Origin of the sequence: Aeromonas sp. FDAARGOS 1408, from assembly GCF_019048665.1 — a bacterium.
Classification (GTDB): Bacteria; Pseudomonadota; Gammaproteobacteria; order Enterobacterales; family Aeromonadaceae; genus Aeromonas; species Aeromonas dhakensis.
Map to the genome: position 1 here is coordinate 4250001 of NZ_CP077394.1, position 11845 is coordinate 4261845.

The 11845-nt window shown below is 59.3% G+C and carries 7 protein-coding genes, 1 tRNA gene and 2 rRNA genes (1 of these 10 running past the window's edge); 5 read left to right on the forward strand and 5 right to left on the reverse strand.

Going from position 1 to position 11845, the window contains the following annotated elements:
• From I6L38_RS19705 to tcdA, 4 genes are all read left to right on the forward strand, one after another.
• Nucleotides 1-2535 (forward strand): 23S ribosomal RNA (locus I6L38_RS19705); it begins 354 nt to the left of the window's first position.
• An 84-nt stretch (nt 2536-2619) separates the two neighbouring features.
• Nucleotides 2620-2734 (forward strand): 5S ribosomal RNA (gene rrf, locus I6L38_RS19710).
• A 95-nt stretch (nt 2735-2829) separates the two neighbouring features.
• Nucleotides 2830-2906: transfer RNA gene (locus I6L38_RS19715), tRNA-Asp, on the forward strand.
• A gap of 168 nt (nt 2907-3074) precedes the next feature.
• Complete coding sequence (gene tcdA, locus I6L38_RS19720; RefSeq protein ID WP_043170509.1) at nt 3075-3911, forward strand: tRNA cyclic N6-threonylcarbamoyladenosine(37) synthase TcdA; 837 nt, start codon at nt 3075-3077, stop codon at nt 3909-3911.
• A 21-nt stretch (nt 3912-3932) separates the two neighbouring features.
• On the opposite strand, the gene I6L38_RS19725 is transcribed toward tcdA, so the two are convergent.
• Both I6L38_RS19725 and I6L38_RS19730 read right to left on the reverse strand, forming a co-directional pair.
• Nucleotides 3933-4367, reverse strand: a complete 435-nt coding sequence (locus I6L38_RS19725; RefSeq protein ID WP_042049994.1) for a SufE family protein — start codon at nt 4365-4367, stop codon at nt 3933-3935.
• Between the two features lie 13 nt (nt 4368-4380).
• A complete protein-coding gene (locus I6L38_RS19730) occupies nt 4381-5601 on the reverse strand; it encodes an aminotransferase class V-fold PLP-dependent enzyme (protein WP_043170512.1) in 1221 nt (406 codons plus the stop codon).
• A gap of 165 nt (nt 5602-5766) precedes the next feature.
• Between I6L38_RS19730 and rep the strand changes: the two genes are divergently transcribed.
• A complete protein-coding gene (gene rep / locus I6L38_RS19735; protein ID WP_017779449.1) occupies nt 5767-7779 on the forward strand; it encodes a DNA helicase Rep in 2013 nt (670 codons plus the stop codon).
• A 10-nt stretch (nt 7780-7789) separates the two neighbouring features.
• Here rep and I6L38_RS19740 read toward each other — a convergent pair whose 3' ends face one another.
• The 3 genes from I6L38_RS19740 to tdh all read right to left on the reverse strand — a co-directional run bounded on the left by I6L38_RS19740 (nt 7790) and on the right by tdh (nt 11833).
• Nucleotides 7790-10063, reverse strand: a complete 2274-nt coding sequence (locus I6L38_RS19740) for a bifunctional diguanylate cyclase/phosphodiesterase (protein WP_026141315.1) — start codon at nt 10061-10063, stop codon at nt 7790-7792.
• 85 nt (nt 10064-10148) lie between these two features.
• Nucleotides 10149-10604 (reverse strand): cytochrome c5 family protein, encoded by a 456-nt coding sequence (locus I6L38_RS19745; protein WP_017786998.1) that lies wholly within the window; start codon nt 10602-10604, stop codon nt 10149-10151.
• A 200-nt stretch (nt 10605-10804) separates the two neighbouring features.
• Complete coding sequence (tdh, locus tag I6L38_RS19750; RefSeq protein WP_005306946.1) at nt 10805-11833, reverse strand: L-threonine 3-dehydrogenase; 1029 nt, start codon at nt 11831-11833, stop codon at nt 10805-10807.
• Between the last annotated feature and the right edge of the window lie 12 nt (nt 11834-11845).

Below are 11845 nucleotides of genomic sequence, written 5' to 3' on the forward strand. Positions count from 1 at the left end.
GTGAAATCGAGTAGGGCGGGACACGTGACATCCTGTCTGAATATGGGGGGACCATCCTCCAAGGCTAAATACTCCTGACTGACCGATAGTGAACCAGTACCGTGAGGGAAAGGCGAAAAGAACCCCTGTGAGGGGAGTGAAATAGAACCTGAAACCGTGTACGTACAAGCAGTGGGAGCCCTTCGGGGTGACTGCGTACCTTTTGTATAATGGGTCAGCGACTTACATTTTGTAGCGAGGTTAACCGTATAGGGGAGCCGTAGGGAAACCGAGTCTTAACTGGGCGTCTAGTTGCAAGGTGTAGACCCGAAACCGGGTGATCTAGCCATGGGCAGGTTGAAGGTTGAGTAACATCAACTGGAGGACCGAACCCACTAACGTTGCAAAGTTAGGGGATGACCTGTGGCTGGGGGTGAAAGGCCAATCAAACTCGGAGATAGCTGGTTCTCCCCGAAAGCTATTTAGGTAGCGCCTCGGACGAATACTACTGGGGGTAGAGCACTGTTTGGGCTAGGGGGTCATCCCGACTTACCAACCCCATGCAAACTCCGAATACCAGTAAGTACTATCCGGGAGACACACGGCGGGTGCTAACGTCCGTCGTGAAGAGGGAAACAACCCAGACCGCCGGCTAAGGTCCCAAAGTTCTGGTTAAGTGGGAAACGATGTGGGAAGGCTCAGACAGCTAGGATGTTGGCTTAGAAGCAGCCATCATTTAAAGAAAGCGTAATAGCTCACTAGTCGAGTCGGCCTGCGCGGAAGATGTAACGGGGCTCAAACCAGGCACCGAAGCCGCGGATTCACGCTAAGCGTGAGTGGTAGGGGAGCGTTCTGTAAGTCTGCGAAGGTGTGTCGAGAGGCATGCTGGAGATATCAGAAGTGCGAATGCTGACGTAAGTAACGATAAAGGGGGTGAAAAGCCTCCTCGCCGGAAGACCAAGGGTTCCTGTCCAACGTTAATCGGGGCAGGGTGAGTCGACCCCTAAGGTGAGGCCGAAAGGCGTAATCGATGGGAAGCAGGTTAATATTCCTGCACGACTTGTAATTGCGATGGGGGGACGGAGAAGGCTAGGTGGGCCAGGCGACGGTTGTCCTGGTGAAAGTGCGTAGGTGGTGTTTCTAGGCAAATCCGGAGACACAACACTGAGACACGAGACGAACGCACTACGGTGCGGAAGCCATTGATGCCCTGCTTCCAGGAAAAGCCTCTAAGCTTCAGATTACAAGTCATCGTACCCCAAACCGACACAGGTGGTCGGGTAGAGAATACCAAGGCGCTTGAGAGAACTCGGGTGAAGGAACTAGGCAAAATAGTACCGTAACTTCGGGAGAAGGTACGCTCTTGTTGGTGAAGTCCCTTGCGGATGGAGCTGACGGGAGTCGCAGTGACCAGATGGCTGGGACTGTTTATCAAAAACACAGCACTCTGCAAACACGAAAGTGGACGTATAGGGTGTGACACCTGCCCGGTGCCGGAAGGTTAATTGATGGGGTTAGCGCAAGCGAAGCTCTTGATCGAAGCCCCGGTAAACGGCGGCCGTAACTATAACGGTCCTAAGGTAGCGAAATTCCTTGTCGGGTAAGTTCCGACCTGCACGAATGGTGTAACCATGGCCATGCTGTCTCCACCCGAGACTCAGTGAAATCGAATTCGCCGTGAAGATGCGGTGTACCCGCGGCTAGACGGAAAGACCCCGTGAACCTTTACTACAGCTTGGCACTGAACATTGAACCTACATGTGTAGGATAGGTGGGAGGCTTTGAAGGCGTGACGCCAGTTGCGCTGGAGCCGTCCTTGAAATACCACCCTTGTATGTTTGATGTTCTAACGCAGGGCCCTGAATCGGGCTCGCGGACAGTGCCTGGTGGGTAGTTTGACTGGGGCGGTCTCCTCCCAAAGAGTAACGGAGGAGCACGAAGGTTGGCTAATCCTGGTCGGACATCAGGAGGTTAGTGCAATGGCATAAGCCAGCTTAACTGCGAGACGGACAGGTCGAGCAGGTACGAAAGTAGGTCATAGTGATCCGGTGGTTCTGAATGGAAGGGCCATCGCTCAACGGATAAAAGGTACTCCGGGGATAACAGGCTGATACCGCCCAAGAGTTCATATCGACGGCGGTGTTTGGCACCTCGATGTCGGCTCATCACATCCTGGGGCTGAAGTCGGTCCCAAGGGTATGGCTGTTCGCCATTTAAAGTGGTACGCGAGCTGGGTTCAGAACGTCGTGAGACAGTTCGGTCCCTATCTGCCGTGGGCGTTGGATGATTGAAGGGAGTTGCTCCTAGTACGAGAGGACCGGAGTGAACGAACCTCTGGTGTTCGGGTTGTCACGCCAGTGGCACTGCCCGGTAGCTAAGTTCGGAATCGATAACCGCTGAAAGCATCTAAGCGGGAAGCGAGCCCTGAGATGAGTCATCCCTGACCCCTTGAGGGTCCTAAAGGGCCGTTGGAGACCACAACGTTGATAGGCGGGGTGTGTAAGTGCAGCGATGCATTGAGCTAACCCGTACTAATTACCCGTGAGGCTTAACCATACAACACCCAAGAAGTGTTCTAAGGCTTGTAGCAGATACCGAGAACGAATAACTAAATCAGCTTTTTCAGATTGAAGATTTTTGCCTGGCGGCAATAGCGCAGTGGAACCACCTGACCCCATGCCGAACTCAGAAGTGAAACGCTGTAGCGCCGATGGTAGTGTGGCATTCGCCATGCGAGAGTAGGACACTGCCAGGCACCCAATTAAACGGTGATGTGAAAGACATGGCCGGCTGCGAGGATGACACCTCATAAAGAAGCAGCAAAAGATTTAGCGAAAGCTAACCGAATGCGGAGCGGTAGTTCAGTCGGTTAGAATACCGGCCTGTCACGCCGGGGGTCGCGGGTTCGAGTCCCGTCCGCTCCGCCACTACTTAAGAAGCCCAGTCGAAAGACTGGGCTTTTTTTCGTCTCTACGATCTCTCTATCTCATCTCGGTTAGCCCGATTTCGTTGCTCCATCCCGTTTCATGTTTATCTGAAATTCGCCGCCGCCCATGGTTGTCGCTATAATGGCCGCCCTCAATCAAGGTGGTGGTATGAAAGCAGAGTATCTACAGCGATTCGGGGGCATTGCCCGTCTTTATGGTCAGAGTGCACTTGGTTCCTTCAGCCAGGCGCGTGTCTGTGTGGTCGGGATCGGCGGCGTCGGCTCCTGGGCGGCAGAGGCGCTGGCCCGTGCCGGCATCAACCAGATCACCCTGATCGACATGGACGACATCTGTATCACCAACACCAACCGCCAGATCCACGCCATGCAGGGCACGGTCGGTCGCCTCAAGACGGAGGTGATGGCCGAGCGCATCCGTGCCATCAATCCGGATTGCGAGGTGATCGAGGTGGATGACTTCGTTACCGCTGACAACCTGGCCGAGCATATCAAGCGGGAGTTTGACTATGTGGTGGATGCCATCGACTCGGTCAAGGCCAAGGTGGCGCTGATTGCCTTCTGCAAGCGCAACAAGATCCCGGTGATTGTGGCGGGCGGCGCCGGTGGGCAGATGGACCCGACGCAGATCACCGTGGCCGATCTGGCCAAGACCATTCAGGATCCGCTGGCCGCCAAGGTGCGCTCTGACCTGCGCCGGCTACACAGTTTCAGCAAGAATCCGGCGCGCAAGTTCGGGGTGGAGTGTGTCTTTTCAACCGAGCAGTTGAGCTACCCGGATGGTAATGGCGGCACCTGTCAGGCCAAGGCGGCCAGCGATGGCAATATGAAGATGGATTGCGCCTCTGGCTTTGGCGCCGTGACGCCGGTGACGGCCACCTTTGGCTTGGTCGCCGCCTCCCGGGTATTGAGGAAGATTGCCGAACGAGGAGCCCGTGCCGAGAAAGAGGCCGGGAATGAAGAAACAGGGTCGATTGGCGAAGCCTGATCGACCACTGAACAAGGCGGGTTAGACTGCCTGTTGCCGGATAGCCAATACTATGGCCCTGAGCCCGTTGCCCCGCGACGGGCTCAGGTGTTTCTCGAGCCCCAATTCACTGAAATAGGCATCCATATCAAAAGCCTGGATAGCGTTGGCACTCTGATGATTGAGCGCCGCCAGCACGATGACGATGAGGCCACGCACGATGCGGGCATCGGAGTCGCAGGCAAAGTGCCAGTTGCCATCCTCACTCTTTTCACCCTTCAGCCAGGCCTGGCTCTCGCACCCTTTCAAGCGGTTCTCTTCCTGCTGCCACTCTGCGGGCAAGGTGGGTAGCAGCTTGCCGAGCTGTATGATAAGGCGGTACTGGTTCTCCCAGCCGTTCGCCGCCGCAAACTGCTGGCGGATGGTATCGGCATCGGGCTCAAGGCCGATCCGGGTATAGGTTGCGAGGCTGTTCATCGGGTTGTCTGCCTTAGAAGAAGTCACTGAGTTTGTGCAGGGCGGCCAGCAGGGCGTCCACATCGTCACGGTTGTTGTAACAGGCCAGCGAGGCTCGCATTGTGCCGCCTATGCCAAGGCTCTCCATCAACGGCATGGCGCAGTGGTGGCCGACCCGCAGGGCGATCCCCTGCATGTCGAGCAGGGTAGCCGCATCCTGGGGGTGGATATCCGCTAGCAGGAAGGAGACCGCGCCGGCGCGTTGGCGAGGTTCGCCGACAAGATGCAGCCCCGGCACCTGCCGCAGGCCGGCGACCAGATAGTCGGTCAGCACCGCTTCATGGCTGGCCAGCAACCCCCGGTCTTGCTCCATCACAAAGTCGATGGCGGCGGCTAGGCCGATGGCGCCGGCGATATGGGGCGTACCCGCCTCGAACTTGAAGGGCAGGCTATTGAAGGTAGTACCGCTGAAGCTGACCCTGTCGATCATCTCGCCGCCGGCCTGCCAGGGCGGCATCCGCTCCAGCAGTTCGGTGCGCCCCCACAGCACGCCGATACCAGTCGGGCCGTAGAGCTTGTGGCCGGAGAAGACGTAGAAGTCGCAGCCGATTGTCTGCACATCTACCTCGAGATGAGCCACTGCCTGGGCGCCGTCGATCAGGGTCAGGGCGCCGACCGCCTTGGCGGCCGCCACTATCTGTTCGACCGGGTTGACGGTACCGAGGGCATTGGAGACGTGAGCCACGCTCACCAGTCGGGTACGTGGTCCCAGCATGGCCAGATAGGCGGCCATGTCGAGATCGCCCCGCTCATCGAGGGGGACGACCCGGATGACGGCGCCGGTGCGCTGGGCGACCAATTGCCACGGGACGATGTTGGCGTGGTGTTCCAGGGTGCTGAGCACGACTTCATCCCCCGCCCTCAGCTCGCTTATCCCCCAGCTCTGGGCCATCAGGTTGATCGCCTCCGTGGTGCCACGGGTCCATATCACCTCGTGGCTGCGAGGGGCATTGATAAAGCGAGCGACAGTCTCGCGGGCATCTTCGAAGGCGCGGGTGGCCCGGCCGCTCAGGGCGTGGGCGGCACGGTGCACATTGGCGTTGTCGGCCCGATAGTAGTGATTGATCGCATCCAGCACGGTTTGCGGCTTCTGGGTGGTGGCGGCATTGTCCAGATAGACCAGCGGGTGGCCGTTGACCTCCTGCGCCAAGGCCGGAAACTGGCTGCGCAGCCGGTCGTGCTGTTGCTGGTTCATGCTCCCCTCACTGTCTGGAAAAGTGGTCATCATCTCGAAAAGTCGGTCATGATCCTGAAAACCGCCGCCGAACACAAGGCATCTGGCGAGCTATTGCTCGATGGGGCTGGCCGGGTGATTTCTGTTACAATGCCGCCCCTCATCATAAGCCAAGAGATCCGGCCCATGAAGCTCAACCCCAATCAGAACGAAGCGGTCAAGTATGTCTCCGGCCCTTGCCTGGTGCTGGCGGGTGCCGGATCGGGCAAGACCCGCGTCATCACCAACAAGATTGCCTATCTGGTGCAGCAGTGCGGCTACAACGCGCGCAACATAGCGGCGGTCACCTTTACCAACAAGGCGGCGCGGGAGATGAAGGAGCGGGTCGGCCAGACCCTGGGTCGCAAGGAGGCGCGGGGGCTGATGGTCTCCACCTTCCATACCCTGGGGCTCGAGATCATTCGCCGCGAGCACAAGAGCCTGAACCTCAAGGCCAACTTCTCACTGTTCGACGACACCGATCAGCTGGCGCTGCTCAAGGAGCTGACCGAGGAGGAGCTCGACAACGACAAGGACAAGCTCTCGGCTCTTATCAGCCAGATCTCCAACTGGAAGAACGACCTCATCCTGCCGGCTCGGGCCATGCGCATCGCCCGCGGGCCGGAAGAGGTGCTGATGGCCCAGCTCTACGAGCGCTACCACCGCCAGATGGTGGCCTACAACGCGCTGGATTTTGACGACCTCATCGTGATGCCGACCTTGCTGCTCAAGAGCAACCAGGAGGTGCGCGAGCGCTGGCAGAGCAAGATCCGCTATCTGCTGGTCGATGAATACCAGGACACCAACACCAGCCAGTACGAGCTGGTGAAGCAGATCGTCGGCGAGCGGGCCCGCTTCACCGTAGTGGGAGACGACGACCAGTCCATCTACTCCTGGCGCGGTGCCAAGCCGCAGAACCTGGTGCTGCTGAACGAGGACTTCCCCAATCTGCGGCTCATCAAGCTGGAGCAGAACTACCGCTCCAAGCGGCGCATCCTCAAGTGCGCCAACATCCTGATCGCCAACAACCCCCACGTCTACGACAAGGCCCTCTTCTCCGAGCTGGACGAGGGGGTGAAGCTCAAGGTGCTGTTTGCCAAGAACGAGGAGCACGAGGCGGAGCGCATCGCCGCCGAGCTGATGGGTCACAAGTTCATGAATCGCACCCGCTTCAAGGATTACGCCATCCTCTACCGGGGCAACCATCAGTCGCGCATCTTCGAGAAGGCGCTGATGACCAACCGCATCCCCTATCGCATCTCGGGCGGCACCTCCTTCTTCTCTCGTACCGAGATCAAGGACATCATGGCCTACCTCAAGTTGCTGGTGAATCCGGACGAGGACACCGCCTTCCTGCGAGTGGTCAACCTGCCGCGGCGCGAGATCGGTCCCACCACGCTCGAGAAGCTGGGTCAGTACGCCAATCAGCGCGGCAAGAGCCTGTTTTCCGCCAGCTTCGAGCTGGGGCTGGAACAGCACCTATCCGGTCGTGGCCTCACCGCGCTGCAGGCTTTCACCAACTGGCTGGTGCGGCTCGGTGATCAGGCCCTGCGCGGCAACCCGGTGGAGGCGGTGCGTGACATGATCAAGGAGATCCACTACGAGGAGTGGCTCTACGAGACCTCCCCCAGCCCGAAGGCGGCCGAGATGCGGATGCAGAACGTCTCCACCCTCTATCGCTGGATCAGCGAGATGCTGGAGGGGGACGAGCTGGAAGAGTCGATGACGCTCGCTCAAGTCGTGACCCGTCTCACTCTGCGCGACATGATGGAGCGCAACGAGGGGGAGGATGAGGCGGATCAGGTGCAGCTGATGACCCTGCACGCCTCCAAGGGGCTGGAGTTTCCCTATGTCTACATGGTGGGTATGGAGGAGGGTCTGCTGCCTCACCAGACCAGCATCGACGAGGACAACGTGGAAGAGGAGCGGCGCCTCGCCTACGTGGGGATCACCCGGGCCCAGACCGAGCTCACCTTCACCCTCTGCAAGGAGCGGCGCCAGTTTGGCGAGTCGGTACGACCGGAGCCGAGCCGCTTCCTGCTGGAACTGCCGCAGGATGATCTGGAGTGGGAGAACCAGAAGAAGGTGACCGCAGAGGAGCGCCAGCAGAAGGGGCAGATGGCGGTGGCCAATCTGCGCGCCATGTTCAAGAAGGATTGAGTCGCTCCGCTTATTTGCTCTGGGTCAGCAGGGGCGTGATGTCGGCGCCCGGCATGGGCGGTGAAATGTAGCGCCCCTGGCCCATCAGGCAGCCCAGGTCGATCAGCTTCTGCAGTTGCTGCTGGTTCTCTATCCCTTCCACCACAAGGGTGAAGTCCAGATCCTGGCAGATGTCGCGCATGGCGCGAATGAGCGCCAGATCCTTGGGAGATTGCAGCATGCGATGGGTGAAGCTGTCATCCACCTTGATGTAGTCCACCGGGAAGTGGAACAGGGCATTGAGGGAAGAGAAGCCGGTACCGAAGTCATCCAGGCTGATCTGGATGCCCTTGGCCCTCAGCTCGTGCAGGGAGGTGAGGGCATCGGAATCCTGCCGTGACAACTCGCGCTCGTTGAATTCGAAAATCAGATAGCCGGGGGAGATCCCCTCGGATTCGATGATCTCGACCAGTTGCATGATCTGTTCATGGCTGACCAGATGCTTGCCGGACAGGTTGATGGCCACCTTGAACTTGCTCTGGCCGGAGAGCGGCAGCCACTCCTTCAACTGCTGGCAGGTGTGGCGCAGGATCTGGTAATCCAGCTCCTGGATGAGGCCACACTGCTCCGCCAGCGGGATGAAGTCGAATGCGTCCTTGAGTACCCCCTCTTCGGTGATCCAGCGAGCCATGACCTCCAGCCCGGTCAGGCGGCTGTCCTTGAGCCGGATCACCGGCTGGAAATAGGGCACGATGCGGCCTGCCCGCAGCGCTCTGGCCAGCATCTCTTCCGGTGAGGCCCAGGTCTGGGCCGAGCACTCCTCCGAATAGCTGACGATGCGGCTGCGGCCGTTGCGCTTGGCCTGGTACATGGCCAGGTCGGCCTGATGCAACAGCTGGCTGATGTCGGATGTCTGTTCCGATACGCTGGCGACCCCGAGACTCACCGTGATGCCGAGTTCGTTGCCCATCAGCCGGAAGGGATAGGAGAGGCGGCTGATGATGCGGTTGAGCACCGGGCTGATATCTTCCTCGGTCTTGCTGCTGTCCAGATAGATGACGAACTCGTCCCCCCCCAGCCTTGCCACCATGTCGTTTTGTCGTATGCAGGTTTGCAGGCGGCGGCTCATCTCCTTGAGCAGCTGGTCGCCGGCGCTGTGGCCGAGAGTGTCGTTGACCTGCTTGAAGTGGTCCACATCGATGAAGATCAGCGAAAACCCGGGCGACTTGTAGCGGTGAAAGTGGGTCATGGCGTGGTTGAGGTGGTTCATCAACAGTGCCCGGTTGGGTAGCTGGGTCAGCGGGTCGTGCAGGGCATCGAACTGCAGTCGGCGTTCCAGCTCCTGGTGCTGCTTCAACTGCTTCTGCAGTCTGAGGTTGGTCTGGCGCAACTGCTGCAGCCGCTGGTTGATGGAGTCTTCCGAGTTGATGTCGTGGAGCTGCTGGCGGATCCGTCTCAGCTCCAGCAGCAGAGTCAGCTGGCTGCGCAGGAAGTCGAGAAACAGCCGGTCGTCGGTTTCCAGCGGCTGCTGCAGGCTGATGAGGAAGTGGGCGAAGTACTGCTGCTGGAGACGCAGCGGCTGGCTGTACCAGTAAAGCTGCTCCTTGTGCTGCTCAATGTTGTTGGTGCTGTGGCAGAGCCCGGTGATGAATTCGTCGCTGTGGTGGGGCAGTTCCGGGTAGATCTTCTCGAGCCGGTGGCTGTCGATACGTACCAGCAGCATGTCCTGAATGGCGAGCATCTGGCGCAACACAGCCTCGAGCTGGGAGAAGAGCGCCTGGCTGGGCAGGGTGTTGGCCAGCCGGATGATGCGGTTGATGCTCTCGATCTTTCTCTGCCAGTCCGGATCCTTGCGAATGAGCGGCGAGGCCAGCTCTGACAGCTGGGAGCCAGCCTGGGTCTCGTTCAGCCGTTTGGCCAGGCACTCCAGCAACAGGCGCAGTGTCGGCAGCTCCTTGGGCTGGCAGCAGGCCAGCAACCACTGGATCTGACCGTGTTCGACCGGCAGGGTGCACCAACCCTCGGCTTCGTCCAGCTGGGTCAGTTGATCCGTGATGCGTGACTCTTCCAGCCCCAGCTGCAGTTTGAAACTGTCGGGGACCTGGTATTCACACACCCAGTGCAGTCCGGCTTCCGACAGGCCGAGCATGCCGAAATGTTGCAACGGGCAGAGCTGGTTCAGCTGCTGGATCAGGGTGTCGTAATCTTTGGCTGTGGCGACGGAGGGGGCGGGGAAATCCATAATAGCGGAAACCAACGCCAGCAAGGGAGTCGAGTAATGTGGTGCTGTGGGTTGCGCTGACATGAGTGACTCCCGATTTATCTACCCTTCAAAGAGTAGTCGGAAGTCATCAGATTGAAAGGGCCGCATATGCGGCCCTTTCAATCACTTAGAGCTTGTCGATCATGTAGTGAATGGCGTTTTCGATCTCTTCATCGCTACAGGTGGCGCAAGTCCCTCTGGGGGGCATGACGCCGGTCTTGCCTGCGAAGCCGGCAATGGCATGTTTCTTAAGCGTTTCAATGCCTTGTGCGATACGAGGCTCCCAGGCAGCCTTGTCGCCGCGCTTGGGCGCGCCGGCGATGCCGGCATCGTGACAGGCGAAGCAGGCGCCCTTGAACACGGCTTCTCCGTCGCGCGGGCCGGATGACGCGGCCGCCGCAGGGGCTGCGCCTGCGGTCGCAATCCCTTCCAGATCCTTGGCGGTGTAGACCTGACCGACAGGCTTGATGCGCTCGGCAATGGCCTCCGGCGACATATCATCGGCAGCCAGCACGGCACCGGACAAACTGGCGGCCGTCATCCCGACCGCCAGCAAATAGCTCAGTTTTTTCAACACGCTCATGTACTCCCAGCAGGCTTTTATTATCCCTAGAAAACGACTGGATTATAACCGAATAGTTACAGCCATTTAAACGCTTGTGTGTGAAGTGTTAAGCACTCTGCGTGCAAAGTTTCTTCGTCGGATCACAAACTGGCGAGGCCGGCCTGCAAAAAAGAAACCCGGTTTTCACCGGGTTTCATCTGATTGACGTGCTGAAAGGCTTATTTGTCCCAGCTGAGGATCACCTTGCCGGACTGGCCGGAGCGCATGGCATCGAAGCCCTGCTGGAAGTCGTCGATGTGGAAGCGGTGGGTGATGATGGGGGAGAGATCGAGCCCGGACTGGATGAGGCTCGCCATCTTGTACCAGGTTTCGAACATCTCGCGGCCGTAAATCCCCTTGATGAACAGTCCCTTGAAGATCACCTTGCCCCAGTCGATGGCCATGGTGGCGGGGGGAATGCCGAGCATGGCGATTTTGCCGCCGTGGTTCATCTTGTCGATCATGTCCTGGAAGGCGGAGGGGACGCCGGACATCTCCAGCCCCACGTCGAACCCCTCGGTCATGCCAAGCTCGCTCATCACGTCGGAGAGCTGCTCCTTGGCCACGTTGACGGCGCGGGTGGCGCCCATCTTGCGGGCCAGCTCGAGCCGGTACTCGTTGACGTCGGTGATCACCACGTGACGGGCACCCACATGGCGGCAGACGGCGGCAGCCATGATGCCGATGGGGCCGGCGCCGGTGATCAGCACGTCTTCACCCACCAGGTCGAAGGAGAGGGCGGTGTGCACCGCGTTGCCGAACGGATCGAAGATGGCGGCCAGCTCATCCGGGATGTTGTCCGGCAGCTTGAAGGCGTTGAAGGCCGGGATCACCAGGTACTCGGCAAAAGCGCCGGGGCGGTTGACGCCGACGCCTATGGTGTTGCGGCACAGGTGGGTGCGGCCGGCACGGCAGTTGCGGCAGTGGCCGCAGGTGATGTGGCCTTCGCCGGAGACCCGGTCACCGACCGCGAAGCCGCGCACTTCCTGGCCCACGGCGACCACTTCACCGACGTATTCGTGGCCGACCACCATGGGGACCGGGATGGTCTTCTGTGACCATTCGTCCCAGTTGTAGATGTGGATATCGGTGCCACAGATGGCGGTCTTGCGGATCTTGATGAGCAGGTCGTTGTGGCCGAGTTCGGGGGCCGGTACGTCCGTCATCCAGATGCCGACTTCTTTGTGCAGTTTGGAGAGTGCTTTCATGGTTGTTCCTTC